Raw genomic sequence first — 20,990 nt, forward strand, 5'->3', positions numbered from 1 at the left:
TCCTCGGCGTGATCAACTGGCAGCACAGCGGCGGCGACGGCCCGCTGCCGCCGCAGGTTCGCCAAGAGCACTTCGCGGGTGTACGGAGAGGGGAAAGCGTGAGTGAGAGCCAGCGCCCGGACGGATCGGCAAGGCTGAACACCTCGGTGGCACACAATGCCCGGGTCTGGAACTACTGGATCGGCGGCAAGGACAATTACGAGGTCGACCAGCGGGTGGGCGACCAGGTCGCCGCCATGTTCCCGGTCATCCGGGACGTGGCCCGCGCCGACCGCGAGTTCCTGGGGCGTGCGGTCACGTACCTGGCCGCCGACTGCGGGGTACGGCAGTTCCTCGACATCGGCACCGGACTGCCGACGATGGACAACACCCACCAGATCGCCCAGCGCATCGCGCCCGAGTCGCGGATCGTGTACGTCGACAACGACCCCATCGTGCTCGTCCACGCCCGTTCCCTGCTCACCGGCACCCTGGAGGGCACCACCGACTACATCGACGCCGACGTCCACCAACCGGACACCATCGTCCAGGGCGCCGCGGCGGCCCTCGACCTCGACCGGCCCGTCGCGGTCATGATGCTCGGCATCCTGAACTTCGTCCTCGACACCGGCCAGGCCCAGGACATCGTGCGCCGTGTCATGGCCGCGGTGCCCTCCGGCAGCTACCTCGCGCTGACCCACCCCACCACGCACGCCGACCTGGGCGGCGAGGGCAACGTCGAGGCCATGGCCTTCTGGAACAAGAACGCCACCCCGCCGATCACCGCCCGCAGCCGAGCGGAGATCACCGCCTTCTTCGACGGCCTGGACCTGATCACCCCGGGAATCGTCTCCTGCTCGCAATGGCACGCCGAGACCGAATCCCCCGCCGCGCTCCCGCAGTTCGGCGCCGTCGCCCGGAAGCCCTGACCGACGAGGGTGGAACCCACGCGTCGGATGTGGAAGCAAGCCTCCGCGGCTAGAGGACCGGGAGAGCCTCCCACCGGCGCGGTGCGCGGCGTTTGTCCAACCAGAAGACATAGCCGCGGAGGTACGTCTCCAGCCCGTCGTCGATGTAGGCGACGAAGTCCAAGTGGCCCTGGGCGGCGTCGTGGTAGTGGGGGCGGTACTGGGCGGAGCCGTTGATGCCCCAGTCGAGGTGGGTGTCGGCGCCCCAGTCGGCCGCGATGGCCAGGGCCCAGTCGCGGACCCGTCCCCGGTCGCGCCACCAGGCGCGGACGGTGGCAGGGGTCCAGTGGTCGTCGCCGTCCCAGCCGTATCCGCTGTACAGCTCCAGTTGAGCGGCCCCGACCATGGCCTCGGTCTCCGCGTCGCTCCCGGGCTGGCGGTAGACGAACTCCGTTCCGAAGCCGTCGCCGAGGTCGTCGTCGTAGGCGATGTGGTGCGGCGCATCCACCCTGCCCAGCATCATGGAGTCGGTGGCCGCGCCGTAGAACGGGCCCGGGACGTTGCGCCAGTTCCGTTCCGCCCATACGCCCGAGAAGACTTCCCTCGTCGACTCCACAGCGGCGACGAGCCGCCGGGCCGTGGGCAGAGAGTCCCAGTAACCGCGCACAGCGAGTCCTCCCTCGTTCGATGACACCGGAGAGGATCATCCTCGACGCGGCCATGAGTCCCCGGCGGGGGGACCTTCAGCTCCCCGCCTGGACGTACGCCGCCCAGACATAAGGGCGGGCCGATATCCGGCGCCGTAGCTCTCGGACGGTGGTGGAGGGCGTGGGCGGAGGTGTCGGCGGTGTCGCCCGAGGTGCGGCGGTAGAAGTCCCGGGTGACGTGGTCGGCGTGGGTGCTGTCGATCTCCCAGAGTGTTCCGACCGCTGGGGGGGAACCCGGCGAGGAGGAAGGCGCTGGTGATGTGGGTGATCCCCGACAAGCCCTCAACTCGGCGTTCGCCTGCCCGCCCCATAATCCAGGGGCGGTTCGACCAGGTCCCGGGCAGGATGCCTCTGTGCACCCTGTCCTGTGCGGGCTCGCCGCCAATGCCTCCCTTCCCTCCCTGCTGATCGACCAGTTGATCGCGCTCGCGGACGACGCCGTCGACTCGAAGCTCGCTCTTCGCCCGGATCTCAGCCACGCGCAGGTGGTTGCGCTTGCCTCGCAGACCGACGCGACCGCTGTGCAACTCGTTTACGAGGGGCGGCTGACCGCCTCCGACATCGACCCGGTGACACAGCCTCGAGCCGCGCTCGCTCTGCTCGACGAGCAGGCCGGAAGGCCGGAGTGGGCACGCCTCTTCGCCGCCGATCCCGTCGTCGAGCACCGGGAGAAGCTGGCCGCGTGCCCCGGCCTTCCGCCCGATGTGGTGGACACACTCGCCGCCGACCCGGACGTACGAGTCGTCGCCGAACTCGCGCTGTGGACCACGCCGGAGATGGCGACCGGGCTTGCGCGCCATCCGCATGCCGAGGTCCGCCGTGCGGTGGCCGCGAACGAGGCGACGCCACCGGCCGTACTGGCGATGCTGGTCACCGGCGAGGGGCTGCCTCCGGCTCAGTGGTGCCTGGTCTGCGACCGTGAACGGACGCCGTTCGTGCACGATCCGCGCTGCCCGCAGCCCGACTGCGACCTGCTGCCGGGTGCCTCCTGCGACGGCTCCCACGAGTCCACCGTGCACGACATGCGGGCGTTGGCGCTGCGGAACCCGGCCACGCCCGTCGAAGCCGTCGTCGGCTTGGCCGACCATCCCTCGATGGTGCTGCGCTGGCAACTTGCCGCCCGACCCGACCTGCCACCGGATCTCTGGGAACGGCTCGCCCGCGACCCCGCTCCGGGTGTACGAGCCGACCTCGCCGAGAACCCTACGATCGGCGATGCTCAGATCCGCGCGCTGGCCACCGACCTCGACCAAGGCGTACGGCGCAGTCTCGCGCACAACCCGAGTGTGCCGCTCGACGTGCTCGGCCGGTTGGCCGCCGTGACCAAGACCGGTCCAACCCTGCTGCCCCGGATCGCCGCCGCGTCTCCGGCCGAGGTCGAGGACATGGCCAGGTCGACGAATCCGGCCCTGCGGATGCTCGTCGCGCAACGACGCGACCTGCCGGCCGGGATCCGCGATCAGCTGGCCCTCGACCCCGACGCGAAGGTGGTCAAGTCCGTCGCACCGCATCCGGGCCTCTCCGAAGCCCAACTGCGGGCCATGGTCGACCGGCACGGAGTCCGCGTCCTCGCCAAGGTGGCAACCAACCCCGCCGCGTCACCGGCACTGCTTGAGTACCTGGCCCGGCACGAACCGCCGGTTCAGAAGGCCTTCCGCGAGATCGCCCGGCACCCCAACGCCACGGCCCCGTCCCTCCTCGCCTGCCTGACGGACGACCAAGCCCGGCCCATAGCCGCCGGCCACCCCGCCCTGCCTCCGCACGTCATGGTCGAACTGCTCTCGGACGACAACTGGCAAGTGGCGGAAGCCGCGGCGGCCAATCCGTCTCTGCCACAGGCCGTCATGCCGGAGCTGATCCCTGCCGGATCGGAGCCATAGGTCCGGTCACGAAATTCTGTCGAATTCGTCCTGGGGGCATGCGTACGCTCCCCACATGGCCCATGCGAAGACCTCGTACGTCTGCCTGCCTTGCCGGGCCTCCTACAAGCAGCCTTTCGGCGCGGAGCGGCAGCGGGTCTGTCCGCGCTGCGCGGAGCCGTTGATTCATGTCGGCTCGGCCTTCGCCGCGCCCCGGCGGCGGGACGTCGCGGCATGGCGGACGCTCACCGTTCTCCTCAACGCGGGCGTGCGCTTCCACAAAAGCTGCTGCGGTGGCCCCGGATTCCGGCCCCGCACGCTGCGCGAGGTCCGCGAGCGGATGAATTACGCGCGGCGCACCGGAGAGCCCATCGCGAGAGCGCTCGTACGGCCCGATGTGCCCTGACAGTTCACGAGATCGCCGCACACGGGGCATCCGTCCCGCCTTGGGAAACGGTCACGCAGGAGGAGAGGCCGACTCGACTGTCGGCTCATCGAACCCAGCTGCTCAAGGCCGCTCCCGCGCAGGCCGCAGCACTGCGCGGGAGCGGCTGGCAGTGGGCTACCGGGCGGTGTACGCGCGGACGATCGTCTGATCGACCGCGTTGCCCCGGTTGTCGACCGCTTTGGCACGCAGCGACACGCTGCCGCCCGCCTCCGGGGTCTTGACCGTGACCTTGCCGGCGACGACGGGCCGCAGAGTCCAGTGCAGGCCCTCGTCGTACGAGACGTACACGCGCAGCGCGGCGAGACGCTTCCCGGCGGCCGCGCCCTGCACGGTCACCGGGATCTTCAGAGTCGAGCCCGCGGTGGCCGTACTGTCCGCCGCCAGCCCCGGGGCGAAGCGGACCACCGACACCGGCAGCGCCGTCTTCTCGGCAACGTTCTGCGAGCGGAACGTCCAGCTGGCGGTGACCTTGCTGGAGACGGGGGTGCCTGCGGCCCTGGTGGCCGTAGTGGTCAGCCGGTATGCGGCGGGCCGGGCCGGGACCGTGAAGGAGGCGGTGCCGGTGAGCGGATCGTCGCTCGTGCCGACCTCGGTGCCGTTCCTGGCGAGCGAGGTCCGCGCCGAGGTGTACGTCAGCGGGATGGAGTTGCCGTCGCTGTCGGCGAACAGCGGAACCGTGCCGGTGATCGTGTCACCGGTGCGTGAGAGCCCCTGCCCGGTGCCGAGGTTCGGCCCGAACACACCGATGCCGAAGGCTCGTTGATAACTCTTGCCCGGCTCGTACGCCGTGTACGGAGCCAGGTACTGGGCTTCGAAAAGGTTGGTCGCGATGTCGTACCGCCGGAAGTCCAACTGCCATCTGGTGGCGTTGTCGGTGTTGACGTAGACCGTGGGCTCGTACGGCAGGTTGCGGCTGACGATGTACTCGGCCCCGGTCGGCCCCTTGCCGGTGTCGGCCTGGATCAGCAGATAGCCGCGCTTGTTCGGGACGGCCGAGCCGAGCCGGGTGGAGATCTTCGCCAGTTCCTCGGACCGGGGGCTGCGGACGAAGCCGTCGGTGTATCGGGTACCCGCCGCCTGGTACGCCAGGTGGTACTCGGACGCGGTCGCGTCGTGCAGGAAGGTCGCCTGGATGCGCTGCTGGAGCTCGCCGGGGGCGGCGTCGGGCCCGAGGTGCGCGGTGCCGAACGTGAAGGTCTTGAAGCTGCTGAGCAGCCAGGAGGCACTGGTCCAGTACTCGGACGTGGTGATCTCCGCGCCGACATAGCCGGAGAGCGGTGTCGCCTGCGGATCTGGCGGGGTGATGTCGACGGGCTTTGCGGTGCGTTCGTCGATGGTCGCCTTCGTGTCGTGGTCGAGCTGCAGGTTGGACTGGTTGATGACGTCCACGCCTGTCCAGGTGGAGCCGGTGAAGACGTAGAAGGAGGTGCTGACGAAGTAGCGCCCCTTGGGCAGCCGGATGGTGTCGGTGCCGGTCACGTTGCCCAGATCGCCCCAACGGCCCTTGCCGAGTCCGCCGACGCCCACGAAGTGGCTCTTGTAGCTGGTGGCGGGCGCGCCGTTCCGGGCGATGTGCTCGAAGGTCAGGTCGTACGACTCGATCTCGCGCTCCACGACTGCCGCCGTACGTATGGTCTGGCCGCCGCCGCTCGCCGTGACGTACGCGCTGTAGATGCCGTCGAGCGTGCCCGCGCGGGTGTCGGCGCTGACGGTGGTGGACGCCTCGCCGCCTGCGGGGACGGTCAGTTGCGGGTGTTCCACGGTGAACACGCCTGCCGGCGCGGGCTTTCCGTCGGGTCCGGTGGCCGTCAGGGCCAGGTCGAGGGTGACCGGTTCGGTGCCGTCGTTCCGGTAGGTGAGGCGCTCGGTGAGGAGTTCGTCGTCGGTGTGCGGCCACGCCTGCCTGCCGAAGGAGAGCGAGTTCGGCTCGGCGCTGACGGTCTGGTCGACGGCCCGGGCGAGGTCGATGCGGCCGGAGCCCTGCTGGTACGGCGTGTAGCCGCCGGAGACCGTGGAGCCGGTGAGCGTGGACTTGATCCGCTCTCCGGTCCAGTCCGGGTGTTCCTGGGCCAGGATGGCGGCGGCGCCTGCGACATGCGGCGTGGCCATGGACGTACCGGAGATGGCCACATAGCCGTCCGCGACGGGCGTACCGATCCGCGCGATGTAGCTGTCGGCTGCCGCGGCGGCACCGATGTTCACGCCGGGCGCGGTCACGTCGGGCTTGATCGCGCCGTCGCCGGTCCGTGGGCCACGGCTGGACAGGCCGGCGAGCTTGTCGCTCTTGTCGACGGCACCGACGGTCAGGGCGGCGTCGGCGCTGCCGGGCGAGTTGATCGTGCCCGCGCCGGCACCGATACCGGAGTTTCCGGCGGCGATGACGAACAGGGTGTCGGTCTCGGCCGAGAGCCGGTTGACCGCCTCCTCCAGCGGGTCGATGCCCGGGGTGTCGAGGCCGCCCAGGCTCAGGTTGACAACGTTGGCACCCTGCGCGACGGCCCACTCCATACCGGCGATGATCGCGGAGGTGGTGCCCGAGCCGCTGTCGTTGAGGACCTTGCCGTCGAGGATCTTCGCGCCCGGTGCGACGCCTGTGTACTTGCCCGCGGACTTGGCTCCCGTACCGGCGGCGATGGACGCGACGTGGGTGCCGTGGCCGAAGCGGTCCTTGGCGTCCGCGGAGGTGGTGAAGTTCTTCTCGGCGATCTCCTGACCGGCCAGGTCGGGGTGGCTCTGGTCCACTCCGGTGTCCAGGACGGCGATGGTCGTGTCGGTGCCGTCGTAGCCTGCTGCCCAGGCCGTGGGGGCGCCGATCTGCGGCACGCTCGTGTCCAGGTCGGCCTTGCGAATGTCGTCCAGCCAGACGGTGTCGACGCCGGAGGCGGCCGTACGGTACGGGGCGGCGCCGGCGGGATCACTGGTGAGCGCGTCCCAGGTGGCCGTGGCGTCCGCGCGCAGGGTGGTCACCGCGTCGGCGTCCAGTGAGCCGAAGGAACGCCGCAGTTCGTTGTCGCCCGCGGTGCGTACGTCCTGCCGTGCTGCGGGGCGGGCGCCCTGGTAGGTGACGATGAGCTGGAGGCCGTCGCGCTGCTGGGCCAGATACGCGGGCTCGCTGAGCGTGGTGAGGTCGAAGAGCCGCCGGTCGACGCGGCCTTCCTGAACCAGGCGCTCGGCGTCGACGGGCACGGCGTAGGTGTGGCCCTCGACCTGCTGGATCTGGATGGGGATGTCCTCGCGGCCTGCCGGGCGCTCCACGGAGACAGGCTCGCCCTCGTCGTCGACCGCGATGCGGTCACCGGTGACAAGGGTGATCCAGTTCCGCGCGGTGCTCGCGTCCGTCGCGGCCGGTGTGGACGAAGCACCACTCCCCGCCGCGGCGGCCGGGGTCACGGCAAGTCCGGCGACGAGTGCCGTGACCGAAGCCGCGGCCACCGAAATGACCCATAAACGGCGCGGTCCGCTGCTCGACTGTCTATTCAATTCGGTTCCCCTGACAACGTCAAAGCGAAAGAAAACTCCAATTGAGCTCCCAGCCAAACAGTATGGACATGACAAGGGCTTTCCCTCAACAGGCCTCTGACCATGGGCAGTTGAGATCAACGGTCGCTTTCAGTAAACCTCTTGAAGCGTTTCCAGTGTGTGAAAGAATTCCGCCGCCGATAAAGGCGATCGCTTTCTTCGCGAAGAAGCAGAAAAGGGCCATGTCGGCGAGTACCTGATCCCGTGCACCGCGTTGCGGGCGTGGGGAGGAATGATGGGGCCATGCGCATCCGTATCGAGGCTGTCGATCTGCCCGGCCTGAACTGCTCCCCCGGGGCCTCCGCCGACGGCAAGGCGGTGACCTACGGCAATGTCCACGTCGCCGTGCAGCGCCGCGACAGACCGGCCGAACTCCTCGACCCGCAGCCCGGCGACGCCGCTTCGGCGACCTGGACGCTGGAGTGCACAACGGCCGACTCGCCGACCGGCACCGAGGTGAAGGGCCCCTACGTGCAGGACCGTCTGGGGCGCCGGTTCATCTACCTGTCCTGGGGCACGGTCGACGAGTCCGGCGTCTTCTCGATGTTCCGCCGCGCCAAGCTGATGATCGACGCCATCCCCGCCGAAGTGCTCGCCACCGCCGCACGTGATGGCCGGCTGGTCGGACGCCTCGGCCTGACGGATGCGCAAGGCGCACCCGTGTGCGCGCGGGTCGAGCCCCCACGCATCACCTGGACCGCCGAGCCGGCTGCCTAGGAGTGGCGGCTGTCTAGGAGTGGCGGCTGCCCGCCCCGGCGGACAGCCGGGCGTTGAGTCGGCGGGGCAGCAGGCGGCCGAGCCCGGCGAGGGCCTTGTAGCGCGCGTCGGGGATGCTCACCGGAACGCCGCGGCGGAAGTCGCGGATCGCGGCGGCAACCAGGTCGTCCGCGTCCAGCCACAGGGAGTCGGGGATGCCCGAGGTGTCCATCCGCGACCGCTCGTGGAACTCGGTACGCACCCAGCCCGGGCAAAGGGCCATCACATGGGCCCCGCTGCCACTCACCTCCTGGCGGAGGCTCTCGCTGAAGGTGACGACCCACGCCTTGGAGGCGCTGTAGGTGCCGCGGGGGAAGAACGCCGCCACGGACGCCACGTTCACCACACCCCCGCGCCCCTGCTCCACCATGCCGGGCAGTGCGGCACGCGTCAGGCGCAGTACGGCTTCGCAGTGCACCCGCAGCATCGCGAGTTCCTCGGACAGATCGGTGCCGAGGAAGGCGCCGCGCTGCCCGAAGCCGGCGTTGTTGACGAGCAGGTCGACGCCCTGACCGGCCCGTTGCTCCGCCACGGCGAGTCCGTCCTCGGTGGCGAGGTCGGCGGAGAGGATCTCCACGACGACCCCGTGGGCGGCGCGGTACTCCTCCGCCGCCCGCTGGAGCCGTTCGGTGTCACGGGCGAGCAGGACAAGACCGAAGCCGTCCGCGGCCAGCCGCCGGGCGAAGGCCGCGCCGATTCCCGCTGTCGCTCCTGTGACCATGGCTGTAGGCATGCCCACGAGCCTAGCCACTAGCCGCGCTCTCCTCCCGCCGACCCCTTCACGGTGCTACCGGTTCAGTCCCTGAGCCGGTCGATCTGCCGGATCTTGTTGGTCGCGTCCAGGGCGGCGACCTTGTACGACTCCGCCAGCGTCGGGTAGTTGAACACCGCGTCGACCAGGTAGTCGACCGTGCCGCCGCAGCCCATGACGGACTGCCCGATGTGGATGAGCTCGGTGGCGCCGGTGCCGAAGCAGTGCACGCCCAGCAGTTTGCGGTCGTCCGGGGAGACCAGCAGTTTGAGCATGCCGTGCGAGTCGCCGATGATCTGGCCCCGGGCCAGTTCGCGGTAGCGGGAGATGCCGACCTCGAACGGCACGCAGTCCTCGGTGAGTTGGTCCTCGGTCTTGCCGATGAAGCTGATCTCCGGAATGGTGTAGATGCCGATCGGCTGAAGGTCATGCATCCGGTTCACCGGCTCGCCACAGGCGTGGTAGGCCGCCGTACGGCCCTGCTCCATCGAGGTCGCGGCCAGCGCGGGGAAGCCGATGACATCGCCCACGGCGTAGATGTGCGGCACCTCGGTGCGGTAGTGCTCGTCGACCGTGATCCGGCCGCGCCGGTCGGCCGACAAGCCCGCCTTGTCCAGGTCGAGTTCGTCGGTGAGGCCCTGCCGGCCCGCCGAGTACATCACCGCGTCCGCGGGGATCTTCTTGCCGCTCTCCAGGATCGTGAGGGTGCCCCGGGGGTGACGCTCGACCGCGGCGACGGTCTCCCCGAACCGGAACGTGACGGCCAGGTCCCGCAGGTGGTACTTCAGCGACTCGATCACCTCGACGTCGCAGAAGTCGAGCATCCCGGGCCGCTGTTCCACCACCGTGATCTTGCTGCCGAGGGCGGCGAACATGGAGGCGTACTCCATGCCGATCACACCGGCCCCGACGATGACCATGGAACGCGGGACCCGTTCCAGGTTCAGGACGTTGTCGGAGTCCAGGATGGTCTGCTCGTCGAACTCGACGGTCGCCGGCCGGGCCGGACGCGTACCCGTGGCGATCACGATGTGCTCGGCGGTCAACTCCCGTTCATGGCCGTTCACTTCGCGCAGGCCGATGGTGTGGTCGTCCAGGAAGCGGCCGGTGCCCGCGAAGAGGGACACGTGGTTGCGGGACAGCTGGCTGCGGATGACATCGACCTCGCGGCTGACCACGTGCTGGGTGCGCGCGGTCAGGTCGGCGACGGTGATGTCCTCCTTGAGGCGGTAGCTCTGGCCGTACAAATCGCGCTGGGTCAGTCCCGTGAGGTACAGGACCGCCTCGCGCAGCGTCTTGGAGGGGATGGTTCCGGTATGGATGGAAACCCCGCCGACCATGTCCGGACGGTCGATGACGGCGGCCCTGCGGCCGAGTTTGGCGGCGGCGATGGCAGCCTTCTGGCCGCCCGGACCGGAACCGATGACAAGCATGTCGAAGTCAGGCACCCTCCGGAGTCTGACAGCCCGAAGCCCTCTCCCGAAAGGGTGAACGAGTGACGGTTCACCGAGCGTGCGAGTAACTCCGGCTCCCGCTGAGGCCCCACACCGTCTCCGGGACGGATTGTCAGACCCCTCGGCTACGTTGCCGAGCATGACTGAATTCGTACTCGTGGCGGGCGCGTGGCTGGGATCGTGGGCGTGGGACGAGGTGGTGCCGGAGCTGCGTGCGGCGGGGCACGGCACTCACGCGGTGACGCTTTCCGGGCTCGCCGACAGACAGAACGTCCGGGTCGGCCGGCAGACGCACGTGGAAGACATCGTGAACGAGGTCGAACGCCTCGGTCTGCGAGACGTCGTCCTGGTCGGGCACAGCTACGCCGGCATCCCGGTGGGGCAGGCCGCCGAGCGGATCGGAGACCGGCTGTCCCACGTGGTCTTCGTGGACTCCGAAGTCCCGCTGAACGGCGGGTCGTTCGCCTCCGGCTGGTGGCAGGGCCAGGCCGCGTTCGAGGCGGCACTCGCCGGGAACGGCGGCTTCTGGGCGCCGCTCACCGCGGCGGACTGCGAGGGCCAGGGGCTCACCGACGAGCAGATCGCACGGTTCGTGGGCGGCTCCACCCCGCACCCGGGAGCCACGCTGACCGACCCGGCAGTGCTGACGCGCCCACTCGGCGAGCTTCCGGCGACGTACATCAAGTGCCTGCTCGACGGCCCGGAGCCGAACGACGTCGTGGCCGGACTGCTGAAGAGCGAGCACTGGCGGCTGGTCGAGCTGGACACCGGCCACTGGCCGATGTTCTCCCGGCCGCGCGAACTGGCACGGATTCTGCACGAGACAACCGGGGGGTCCTGAGCGGCGGTTCACCCCGTGGAACCGCTCTGCCCCGGCGGCTTCGACGCCGCCGCGAAGGCGGTTCGCGGCGGCTCCGCCCCGGCCGGACTGCCTGCGAGAACCCCCGCCCACCACACGGAAACCCGGCGGCGGACGGACTGCTCTGTGAATCCCGGCACGATGGTCGTCCGGGTGGGCTAGATTCGGGAATCCTCGGCCCCAGCGCCTCTCGGTGAGGCCGTGTCGAGGAGAATCCCGGAGCGGCGAATGCACCAGTCCGAACTTCCTCCACCGGCTGCGGCCGTGATGCAGGGAGGACTCGCCGACAGCCTCTTCGAAACGGCTCGCCACAACCCGGGGCTCGCGCAGATCGCGCGCCGTCCTGATGCCTCGTCCTCGACGTGGACACCGGTGACGGCCGCCGAGCTGTGGGACGAAGTGGTCGATCTGGCAAGGGGACTCGTCACCTCCGGAATCCGCCCGGGCGACCGCGTGGCCATCATGGCGCGCACGCGTTACGAGTGGACCGTGCTCGGTTATGCGCTGTGGTCGGTGGGCGCCGAAGTGGTGCCGATCTACCCGACTTCCTCGCACGAGCAGGTCGAGTGGATCCTCAAGGACGCCCACTGCGTCGGCGTGGTGGTCGAGGACGAACAGGGTGTGATGACCGTCGGCTCGGCGTGTGCCGCGCTCCCGTTCCTGCGCCACGTCTGGCAGTTGGACACGGGGGCACTGTCACAGCTGGTCGAGCGGGGCCGCGGGATACCGGCGACGACGGTCGACTCGCTGCGCCGGATCGTGCTGCCCGACTCCACGGCGGTCGTCGCCTACACCTCCGGCACGACGGGACGCCCCAGGGGCTGCGCCCTGACGCATCGCAGCCTGGCGAGCACCGCCGACACACTGCTCGCGGGCTGGAAACACACGACGGCTCCTCCCGGACAGCAGACCGCCGTCCTCGCCTTCCTCCCGCTCTCCCACGTGTACGGCCTCATGATCCAGGGGCTCTGCATGCGCGGTGGCCTCCTGATGGGCCATGAACCCGATCTGCACGAGGAAGCCCTCTCCGCGGCGATCCTTTCCTTCCGGCCCACCTACCTGTACGCGGTCCCCTTCATCTTCGAGAAGATCTACAAGAACTTCATGCACTCGGCCCAACGGGCGGGCCGCGGAGCGCTGTTCGAGCGGGCCGTCCGCACCGCGCAGGACTTCGCCAAGGCCGAGGAACGCCAACGGCTGGGCACAGGCCCAGGCCCCGGTTTCGACCTGAAACTGCAACACTCCCTCTACGACAAGGCGGTGTACAGAAAGCTGCGGACCGCGCTGGGCGGAAGGGTGTGCGGCGGGGTCTCCGCCGGCTCGCCCCTGAACCGTGAACTGGCCCTCTTCTACGCCGGAATCGGCATCTTCATCCACGACGGATACGGACTCACCGAGACCAGCGGCGGCATCACCGCGCAGCCGGTGGGACGGGAGAAGTTCGGAACCGTGGGGCGTCCGCTGCCGGGCACGGACATCCACGTGGCCGAGGACGGCGAGATTCTGGTGTGGGGGCCCTCGGTGTTCCAGGGTTACATCAACGACGCCCAGGCCACCGAGTCCACGTTCCAGAACGGCTGGCTGGCCACCGGCGACATCGGCCGTCTCGACAGCGAGGGCTATCTGACCATCACCGGGCGCAAGAAGGACATCATCATCACGAGCGGCGGCAAGAGCGTTGCTCCTGCCGCCCTCGAGGAGCGTCTGCGCGTGCATCCGCTGATCCATCAGGCGGTGGTCGTGGGTGACAACCGGCCTTGCGTGGGGGCTCTGATCACGCTGGATCCCGAATTCGTCACGCACTGGCGGGCGGCCCGGGCCAAGGGTGAGACCCCGGTCCGGGACGCCCGCGAGGAGAACGAACTGCGCGAGGAGGTGAGACGTGCCGTCGCCGCCGCCAACACCACGGTGTCCCGTTCGGAATCGATCCGGGTGTTCCGCGTTCTCCCGGAATCCTTCGACATGACCAACGGGTTGCTGACACCCTCGATGAAACTGCGCCGGGATGCGATCACACGGCGTTTCGCCGCCGAGATCGACGCGATGTATCAGACGTCCTCGCGCGTTCCACGGGAGTACACGCAGGGCGAGCCGTCGACCTGGGACGACTCCGACAACGTATTCCGGTGAACCGGACGTGCGCCGCCCCGGCGCGGGACGTAGGTGCTTCCCAGAAGTGACCGCAGTGGGGTCACGCGGCTCCTGAATTCCGGCTGCCTGATCGTGGTGTTCATGGGACAACTCTGCGCCGAGGGACGCAAGGTAACCAGGTCCCTCCGGTTCACAGGACTACTGGTCCTGGTACTGATTCCACCACTGTCGGCGGGAATGCGCCGACGTGCCGGTCGCGGTCAGGCGTCGGCCAGCCAGTTGCCGTGGAATCCGGCGGGGACGCGCCTGGGCAGATGGACGGTGGCGACCGGCGGGCGGGAGAGGTCGTCGGCGTCCAGGATCACCAGGTCGCTGCGGTCGGTGGCCGAGTCGTAAACGTACGTCATCAGCCAGCCGGGGCCGCCGGGCCGGTCGTCGGCGGGGACGAACGCCGCCTCGCCCGGGAAGCGTCCGGTCGCGAAGTAGTGGCTGTCCACCGATCCGTCGCGGAGGTCGTAGCGGTGCAGGGCCGCGCGCTGCCGGGTGTCCTCGGGGCCGTCCGCCGAGGGCAGCGGCGCCGAGGTGGCGTGCCCCAGACGGGCGGGGAGTCCAGCGAGGCGGTCGTCGATACGGGGGAACTCGGCCTGCCTGTCGTCGAGTTGCTCCTCTTTCACCACACCCGTGGCGAGGTCGAGCGCCCAGCGCCACAGCGTGGACGGCTTGTCGACCAACACGCCGTCACCCAGCGAGGGGTAGCGCATGCCGTGCAGGACGATGCGCTGTCCCTCGTTCTCCTCATGGGCGTTGAGGGTGTGGAGCACGTAGCAGGGGTCGATGTCGAACCAGCGCACCGTGCCGTACGGGTCGTCCCGTCGCAGCACACCGAGACGGGCACCGTTCTCGGGCCGCCAGGAGTACGGCATGCCTCCGCGGGGATCGACGGCCCGGGCGAGGTCGAAGACGGCCGGCAGGTCCATGAAGACGACATGACCGGCCGTCAGGAAGAAGTCGTGCATCATCGTGTGCGCGGGCACATCGACCGGCCGGCTCACCGTCAACTCGCCTTGTGCGTCGGCACGGTGGTAGGTGAGGTACGGCGCCGACAGGCCTCCGTATCCGAAGAAGTGCAGCTCGCCCGTGACGGGGCAGGTCTTCGGGTGCGCCGTCATGGCGGTGTGGAGCCTGCCCGCGAAGTCGAAGGGGCCCACGGTGTCCAGCTCATGGCCCGGGGCGCAGCTCAGCTCGTAGGGGAACGACGTCTCCACGAGGGCGAGCGTGCGTCCCGCGTGCCGGACCACATGGGTGTTGGCGACGCCCGCGGTGTGGTCGACGCCCGACTCGCCGTAGACGGGCGAGTGGTCGGTGAAGGTCTTGGTACGGACCCAGCGGTTGCGGTACGACACGGCCCGGCCGCCCTCGATACGGACGCCGTGGACCATGCCGTCGCCGATGAACCAGTGGGCGGAGTCGGCCTCTTGAGGGTTGGGGCCGTTGCGCAGGTACCAGCCGGTCAGTTCCGGGGGTATGGCGCCGGTGACATCGAGCGCGTGGGCGGTGATCTCGTCAGGAACCGGGGCGAAGTTGCCGGCCAGGTGAGGTGCGGAGGTGTCGCTAGTGCTGTGCATGACGGCCTCGGGGGGTGGCTTGCGGGAGGAGCGAGTCAGGAGACTGCGCAGCGGCGGCGGCTTCCATGCGGGCCTGGACGCGGGCGGGGTAGCGGGAGGTGAAGATCATGGGGGCGACGAGGCCGACGACATGCGCCGTGATGCCCACCCAGGCGGGCGCCTCGGTGAAGTGGGCGATGAGCAGGGCGGCGAAGATGAACGTGAATCCGGCTCCCCACGCAGCCGTGATGGCGGCGTTGACCTGGTAGAACCCGGGGAGGTTCCAGACTTCCGGCGGGGTCTGGCGGCGCGCGATGCCCAGCGTGAAGGGCCGACGGATCGCGAGTGTCCCCCAGGCGGTCATGGCGAGCCAGGTGAAGGAGATCGCGTCCTGGTAGGTCTCAAGGGCCGAGTGCGGGAAGAGGACCGCGAGGACGCCCACCACCGCGAAGTAGCAGATGCTGCTGATCTCCAGGATCAGCGAGTCCGCCTCGACGCGCCTGCGAAGGTCCTGCACCAGCAGTAACACTCCGGTCAGGAAGCCCGCGAGGGCACCCCAGCGCAGGTCGAAGGATGAAACGACGCCCGATGCGATCCAGGGGATGAATCCGCGCAAGTAGCCCACGATTGAGTCACTCTCCATGACGTACTGACACTCGAGATCCGACATGTCGAAACTAGAAGGTCTGCTCGCGACATGTCAATCGTGGAATGTGAAAGTCTCGGAGATGGCGGGACGCCCCGGGCAGAGACACTTCCGCGGTTCGTCCGGAGGCACCTCCACGATTCATTCGCTGGTCGTGGCGGCGATCTGCTGGGCCGCCCACTTGGCCCACTCCTCCTGCATGGCGAAGAAGCGAAGGCCGTATTCGAGGGCGATCCGGCCGTTGGCGGTGAGCATGCCCTCCTCGCTCCAGTCGACCGAGTCCTGCACCTCCACCAGCTGGGCATGGTCGGCCGCGGCCTGCCGGGTCACCTTGCCGAGGCTTTCCAGTGCCTCTTCAGGAGTGAGCACGCCCATGAAGAACACCCTCAGCAGGGCTTCGCTGTGTCGCACCTGCTTGGGCTCGACCTCGGTCAGCCAGTGGCGCAGTTCCGCCAGGCCCGCGTCCGTGAGCGCGTATTCCTTGCGTCCGCGCGGGCCTTCGGCGGAGACGTCGATCAGCCCGCCGGTGGTGAGGCGGGCGAGTTCTCCGTAGACCTGGCTCTGGTTGGCGGGCCATACGTTGGCCAGCGATGTGTTGAACAGTTTCATCAGGTCGTAGCCGCTGGCGGGCTTGCCGACGAGGAGGCCCAGAACTGCGTGACGAAGGCTCATGCCACCCATCCTATGATCCATAATTGACAGGTCACTCCGCGATGGTCCTTGCACAACCTGTCGTTCCCGTCACGTCTGCCGCGGCCCTCGCGGAGCGGGTACGGGAGTAACGCCTCGCCCGACCACAGTCCACCCGAACGTTCCCCGCCGGGCCGACGTCATAGCAGTAGCCGCCTTCGAAGGGACTGCCGCCATGACCCACCTGCGCATCACCCCGCGCTCCCTGCCCGCCGCCGCACTGATCGGGGGGCTCTTGCTCGCGACCGCCGCCTGCGGCACCGAGGCGTCGACATCCTCCGGTTCCGGCGGGAAGGCCGCGGCCAAGTCCTCCCCCGAGCTGACCACGACCACCTGGGAGGAGCCCGCCTCGTACGTCTACACCCTGACGTCGAGCGAAGGGGAACGAAGTCTGATCGGAAAGTTCCGGGTTACGGTCCGTTTCGGCAAGGTGGCAAAGGCCGTTGGCCTCGACGACAACGCTCGGCGGGTGGTTCGGCAGTCACTCGACCAAATACCCACCATCGGCGGGCTGCTGGAGGAACTCGAGCAGGCCCGCCGTGACAACGCGGACGAGGCCGAAGCGGAGTACGCGCCGGACGGACACCCGGTCCGGATCTCCCTCGACTGGGAGAAGAACGCAATCGACGACGAAGCTCTGTACGTCATCAGCGCCTACGCCCCGGCCGGCGGCTAGGCCGTTGAGCAGCCGGGAGCTGGACCGCCCCGGGGTCACGGAACCAGGATGATCTTTCCGGTGGTGCGCTTCTCCTCGATCGCCCGGTGGGCCGCGGCGGCTTCGGCCAGCGGGTAGGTGCGTTGGACGGTGACCCTCAGCCGGCCCGTCTCGATGCGTTCGGTGATCCGCTCCAGGACTTCCCCGGAGGGCTCGGCCGTGACCCAGACATAGCGCAGGCCTCGGGCGGCGGCCTGCTGCTCGTCCGTTCCCGGGTCGATCGACGCGCCGATGAGCAGACCGCCCGGCCGGAGCACATCGAGGGAGCGTGGCCCGTAGGAACCGCCGACCAGGTCCAGCACGGTGTCCACCGGGGTCACGGCGATCCGGAAGTCGGTGGCGGTGTAGTCGATCAGTTCGTCGGCGCCCATGTCGCGCAGGAAGTCGTGGTTGGCCGCCCGGGCGGTGCCGATGACGTGTGCCCCGAGTTCCTTGGCGAGCTGCACCGCGACGTGTCCGACGCCGCCTGCCGCCGCATGGACGAGTACCCGGTCGCCGGGGCGGACCCGGGCCAGGACGGTCAACGCCTGCCAGGCGGTGAAAGCGACCAGGGGCACGGCCGCGGCGCTCACCAGGTCGAGATTCTTGGGCTTGAGGGCCAGCGCGGCGGCTGGAACCGCGGTGTATTCCGCGTACGCGCCGCGCCGGGTGACTGCGAGCATGCCGTACACCTCGTCGCCCGGCGCGAACCGCGTCACGCCCTGGCCGAGCCGCTCGACGACGCCGGCCACGTCGTTGCCCGGCGTCCACGGCAGGGTGACCAGCCCCGGCACGCGGCCGGACCGGAGAACCGCGTCACCCGGATTGACTCCGGCACCGGCGACCCGCAGCAGCACCTCCCCCGGGCCCGGTTCCGGGACATCGGCCTCCTGGTAGGTGAGGACCTCCGGACCGCCGAACGCGGATTGGACAATGGCGTGCATACGGGCGGACATCAGGACTCCTCGTCGGCGGGTCTCGGTGCCTCCCATGATCCGCCCGGGCAATAACCGTGCGGAAGAAGGCACTTGTCTGATATCGAGGTTCCTCATGGATACCGGCTTCGACCTGAGGAAACACGGTGGCGTGGACGTCTTTCTGCGCGACTGCCCCACCCGTGCCGTGCTGGAGCTGATCGCCGGCAAGTGGACCATGCTGGTGCTCGTGGCGCTGGAGGACGGCAGGCCCATGCGGTTCGGCGAGCTGCGCCGGCGGCTGGACGGCGTGACACCGAAGGTGCTGACGCAGACTCTGCGCGCACTGGAGCGCGAGGGACTGCTGACCCGCATCGTGTACCCGACCGTGCCGCCACGCGTGGAGTACCGGCTCACCGGGCTGGGCCAGGAGGTGGGCGGGCTGGTGCAGCGCATCACCGACTGGTCGCAGGCGAACATCACCGCGATCCGGGCCGCACGGGAGGAGTTCGACGAGCGCGCCGCCTGCCAACCCCCGGAGGCCGCCTCCCGGTAGCTCCTCCGACGCACGCGTACGAGGAACTCGTCGGCAGGTCAGGGCGGCGGGCGTCGGCGCACCCACCCGAACAGGACCACCGAACACAGCGCCGCGAACGCGCACCAGGTCGAGACGAACTCTATCTGCCACATCGCCCAGGTGATCAGCGCGCCCACGGCGACCAGGACACCGAACAGCGTCAGTCCTCGATCGCCGGAGAGCAGCAGGGATCCGATGGTGGCGAGGAGGTAGCCGGCGATGAGGAGTTCCGGCTGGGACAGGTCGACGAAGTAGCCGACGGTGTGGCCACGGATCTCGGCTCTGACGGGACGAGCGGCGAGCGCGTACGCGAGCGCGGTGGCGGTCACGAGGCCGACGGCCAGCGGGATCAGCAACCGGCGTCTGGCGTGTCGCGGCGCGGCGCACAGCACGCCCACCGGCACCCACACCGCCAGCAGCGGAAGTGCGATGACGGCCCAGGCGACGGTGGCGGGGCCCGTTCCTCCGCCGGCGTCCCACACCGCGGCCTCGACGATCTGGTGAGCCCCGAGGAGCAACGGCAGTGCGGCCAGCGGGAGATCACCGGGCCTGCGCACACGTGCCACGCAGGCCACGCCGACCGCGGCGATACCGGCACCGGCCACCAGGTCGGCCGTCGCACTCCAACACATCGCGTCACCATCGGTCCGCCGTCACAGGAACCCGCCTTTACGGTGCGTAACGCTACGGTGCGTTGACCGGTGTGCCTCGCTGACACGACAGCCCCGCGGGGTTTCCTTCCTCGCGCGTCCCACCCGGCGAGCGAGCCGCGCACCGGGAGCATGGGGCCGAGGGCACGCAGGCAGACACTCCCCTGGCATGCTGCATCCATGTCGACGCCCATGCACCCACGCGCCTCCATCGATGCTCGCGTCCCGTCGGTCAACGGCCTGCGTATCCAGGCGCGTCGGGTGGGCCGGCAGGTACGCGGGGCAGGGCAGGTGCTGCGTGACGTGTCGTTCGACGTCACTCCCGGGCGGCTCACCGTGATCGCCGGGAGCAGCGGTGCGGGCAAGACGGTTCTGTTGCAGACCCTGGCGGGGCTGAGCGCGCCGAGCGAGGGCGAGGTGCTGCACGACGGGGCTCAACCCGGGCCCCCGGGGCCTGAGTTCGGGTTCGTGCCGCAGGAGGACATCATCCACCGCGAGCTGCCGCTGCACCGGACGCTGGTCTACGCGGCGGGTCTGCGCATGCCCCCGGGCACACCGACCGAGACCGTCACGGCGAGTGTGGACCGCGTCCTGGACGCCCTCGGCCTCTCGCACCGGGCCGCGACGCCGGTGCGCGCGCTGAGTGGCGGTGAACGCAAACGGGCCTGTATCGCGGCCGAGTTGCTCACCCGGCCGAGGGTGCTCTTCCTCGACGAGCCGACCTCCGGCCTCGACCCGGTCACCGGGGCCGCCCTGCTGCGGACCTTGCGCGGGCTGGCCGAGGACGGCACCACCGTCGTGCTCACCACCCATGTCCTCGCCGATCTGCTCCGCTGCGACCAGGTCGTGTTCCTCTCCCCCGGCGGCGAGGTCGCGTACACGGGTGAACCGGCCGCTCTGTGCGGGGCGTTCGGGGTCGGCACGGTCGAGGAGGTGTACGAGGCGGTGGCCGACGGTGCACGCGTCGAGCGCGCCGCTCCCGAGGACGTCCACCAGCCTGAGTCCCCGTCACCGTCCCCCAAAGTGCCGCGTGTTGGTGCCGTGCGGCAGTGGGCGCTGCTGACGCGTCGCGGTACCGCGCTGCTGCTGCACAACCGGCTCTCGGTCGCGGTCCTGGCGGGGTCGCCGGTGATGATCGTGGCGATGTTCGCGGTGCTGTTCCGCTCGGGGGCGTTCGATCCCGCGTCGTCCGATCCGGGGTCCACGGCCATGATCATGTTCTGGATCGCGTTCGGCGCGTTCTTCTTCGGGCTGACCTACGGGCTGCTGCAGATCTGCACCGAGCTGCCCGTACTGCGTCGCGAATGGCTGGCCGGGCTGCGGATCGGCCCGTATGTCGCCTCGAAGCTCACGACCATGCTTCCCGTGCTCGCGGTGGCGGACGCGCTGCTGCTGGTCGCCCTGCGCGCCCTGGACCGGCTGCCCGCGGCGGGATGGGGCACCTACGGATCGCTGTTCGCGTCGAGCGTGCTGGCCTCGGCGGCCGCGCTCGCGCTGGGACTGCTCGCGTCGGCCGCGGTGTCGGAGCCCGCGCAGGCGACGCTGATGCTGCCGCTGCTGTGCTTTCCCCAGGTGCTGTTCTCGGGCGCCTTCGTGCCGGTCCCGAGGATGACGGAGGCCGGGGAGGCGATCAGCTGGGCGATGACCAATCGCTGGGCGTTCGAGGCGCTCGGCAGCGGGGTCGGCCTGGAGTCGCTGTGGCGCGGGGGCGGCTCTCCGCTGGGGCCGCCGCTGCTCGATTCGTACGGCGACTCCTTCGGGCATCCGGCGAGCCGGGGGTGGTTCATCCTGGCGGGCTTCGCCCTGCTGTTCATGGCGGCGACGTGGGTGGTTCTGGTGCGCAAGTGCCGGGAGGGGGCGGCGCGGAGCCGGGCGGGGCGATGA

General features: G+C 69.6%; 18 protein-coding genes. 9 read left to right on the top strand and 9 right to left on the bottom strand.

All coding sequences use genetic code 11. From position 1 onward, the window contains the following. Nucleotides 1–98: 98 nt before the first annotated feature. Entirely contained in the window at nucleotides 99–908 is an 810-nt protein-coding gene (locus OG246_RS32070; RefSeq protein ID WP_266471389.1) for an SAM-dependent methyltransferase, read from the top strand. A gap of 49 nt (nucleotides 909–957) precedes the next feature. Here the strand turns inward: OG246_RS32070 and OG246_RS32075 are convergent, their stop codons facing one another. Next, nucleotides 958–1,554: a ferredoxin gene (locus OG246_RS32075; RefSeq protein WP_266471392.1), complete on the bottom strand. Its 597-nt coding sequence runs from the start codon at nucleotides 1,552–1,554 to the stop codon at nucleotides 958–960. A 393-nt stretch (nucleotides 1,555–1,947) separates the two neighbouring features. Between OG246_RS32075 and OG246_RS32080 the strand changes: the two genes are divergently transcribed. Together OG246_RS32080 and OG246_RS32085 are read left to right on the top strand one after the other, a co-directional pair. Continuing rightward, nucleotides 1,948–3,474: a hypothetical protein gene (locus OG246_RS32080; RefSeq protein WP_266471394.1), complete on the top strand. Its 1,527-nt coding sequence runs from the start codon at nucleotides 1,948–1,950 to the stop codon at nucleotides 3,472–3,474. A gap of 55 nt (nucleotides 3,475–3,529) precedes the next feature. Beyond that, nucleotides 3,530–3,859 (top strand): deoxyxylulose-5-phosphate synthase, encoded by a 330-nt coding sequence (locus OG246_RS32085; protein ID WP_266471396.1) that lies wholly within the window; start codon nucleotides 3,530–3,532, stop codon nucleotides 3,857–3,859. Between the two features lie 156 nt (nucleotides 3,860–4,015). On the opposite strand, the gene OG246_RS32090 is transcribed toward OG246_RS32085, so the two are convergent. Then, on the bottom strand, nucleotides 4,016–7,333 hold the full coding sequence (locus OG246_RS32090) for a S8 family peptidase (protein ID WP_266471398.1): 3,318 nt from the start codon (nucleotides 7,331–7,333) through the stop codon (nucleotides 4,016–4,018). Nucleotides 7,334–7,663: 330 nt separating this feature from the next. On the opposite strand from OG246_RS32090, the gene OG246_RS32095 reads away from it, so the two are divergent. Continuing rightward, a complete protein-coding gene (locus tag OG246_RS32095; RefSeq protein WP_266471401.1) occupies nucleotides 7,664–8,137 on the top strand; it encodes a DUF5990 family protein in 474 nt (157 codons plus the stop codon). 13 nt (nucleotides 8,138–8,150) lie between these two features. On the opposite strand, the gene OG246_RS32100 is transcribed toward OG246_RS32095, so the two are convergent. Next, complete coding sequence (locus OG246_RS32100; RefSeq protein WP_266471403.1) at nucleotides 8,151–8,909, bottom strand: SDR family oxidoreductase; 759 nt, start codon at nucleotides 8,907–8,909, stop codon at nucleotides 8,151–8,153. Nucleotides 8,910–8,971: 62 nt separating this feature from the next. Next, entirely contained in the window at nucleotides 8,972–10,375 is a 1,404-nt protein-coding gene (sthA, locus tag OG246_RS32105; protein ID WP_266471405.1) for a Si-specific NAD(P)(+) transhydrogenase, read from the bottom strand. Nucleotides 10,376–10,520: 145 nt separating this feature from the next. On the opposite strand from sthA, the gene OG246_RS32110 reads away from it, so the two are divergent. Both OG246_RS32110 and OG246_RS32115 read left to right on the top strand, forming a co-directional pair. Further along, a complete protein-coding gene (locus OG246_RS32110; protein ID WP_266471407.1) occupies nucleotides 10,521–11,222 on the top strand; it encodes an alpha/beta fold hydrolase in 702 nt (233 codons plus the stop codon). Between the two features lie 246 nt (nucleotides 11,223–11,468). Further along, nucleotides 11,469–13,370, top strand: coding sequence for a long-chain fatty acid--CoA ligase (locus tag OG246_RS32115; RefSeq protein WP_266471409.1), 1,902 nt, complete (start codon nucleotides 11,469–11,471; stop codon nucleotides 13,368–13,370). Nucleotides 13,371–13,591: 221 nt separating this feature from the next. On the opposite strand, the gene OG246_RS32120 is transcribed toward OG246_RS32115, so the two are convergent. From OG246_RS32120 to OG246_RS32130, 3 genes are all read right to left on the bottom strand, one after another. Then, complete coding sequence (locus OG246_RS32120; RefSeq protein ID WP_266471411.1) at nucleotides 13,592–14,956, bottom strand: carotenoid oxygenase family protein; 1,365 nt, start codon at nucleotides 14,954–14,956, stop codon at nucleotides 13,592–13,594. Further along, nucleotides 14,943–15,605: a hypothetical protein gene (locus OG246_RS32125; RefSeq protein WP_266471413.1), complete on the bottom strand. Its 663-nt coding sequence runs from the start codon at nucleotides 15,603–15,605 to the stop codon at nucleotides 14,943–14,945. Before OG246_RS32125 ends, OG246_RS32120 begins: the two co-directional genes overlap by 14 nt. Nucleotides 15,606–15,722: 117 nt before the next feature. Beyond that, a complete protein-coding gene (locus OG246_RS32130) occupies nucleotides 15,723–16,253 on the bottom strand; it encodes a PadR family transcriptional regulator (protein ID WP_266471416.1) in 531 nt (176 codons plus the stop codon). Nucleotides 16,254–16,446: 193 nt separating this feature from the next. Between OG246_RS32130 and OG246_RS32135 the strand changes: the two genes are divergently transcribed. Continuing rightward, nucleotides 16,447–16,947: a DUF6174 domain-containing protein gene (locus tag OG246_RS32135; protein WP_266471419.1), complete on the top strand. Its 501-nt coding sequence runs from the start codon at nucleotides 16,447–16,449 to the stop codon at nucleotides 16,945–16,947. A gap of 35 nt (nucleotides 16,948–16,982) precedes the next feature. Here the strand turns inward: OG246_RS32135 and OG246_RS32140 are convergent, their stop codons facing one another. Continuing rightward, nucleotides 16,983–17,921 carry an NADP-dependent oxidoreductase gene (locus tag OG246_RS32140; protein ID WP_266471421.1) on the bottom strand — a complete coding sequence of 313 codons (939 nt, stop codon included), beginning with the start codon at nucleotides 17,919–17,921 and terminating at the stop codon, nucleotides 16,983–16,985. A 94-nt stretch (nucleotides 17,922–18,015) separates the two neighbouring features. On the opposite strand from OG246_RS32140, the gene OG246_RS32145 reads away from it, so the two are divergent. Further along, the gene (locus OG246_RS32145) at nucleotides 18,016–18,435 is read left to right on the top strand and encodes a helix-turn-helix domain-containing protein (RefSeq protein WP_266471422.1); all 420 of its coding nucleotides are present in this window, start codon (nucleotides 18,016–18,018) and stop codon (nucleotides 18,433–18,435) included. Between the two features lie 38 nt (nucleotides 18,436–18,473). On the opposite strand, the gene OG246_RS32150 is transcribed toward OG246_RS32145, so the two are convergent. Then, a complete protein-coding gene (locus OG246_RS32150; RefSeq protein ID WP_266471424.1) occupies nucleotides 18,474–19,088 on the bottom strand; it encodes a DUF6629 family protein in 615 nt (204 codons plus the stop codon). A 198-nt stretch (nucleotides 19,089–19,286) separates the two neighbouring features. Here OG246_RS32150 and OG246_RS32155 point away from each other — a divergent pair, with 198 nt between their 5' ends. Continuing rightward, on the top strand, nucleotides 19,287–20,990 hold the full coding sequence (locus OG246_RS32155; RefSeq protein ID WP_266471426.1) for an ATP-binding cassette domain-containing protein: 1,704 nt from the start codon (nucleotides 19,287–19,289) through the stop codon (nucleotides 20,988–20,990).

The organism is Streptomyces sp. NBC_00620 (assembly GCF_026341825.1).
In the GTDB taxonomy this organism is placed as follows: Bacteria; Actinomycetota; Actinomycetes; order Streptomycetales; family Streptomycetaceae; genus Streptomyces.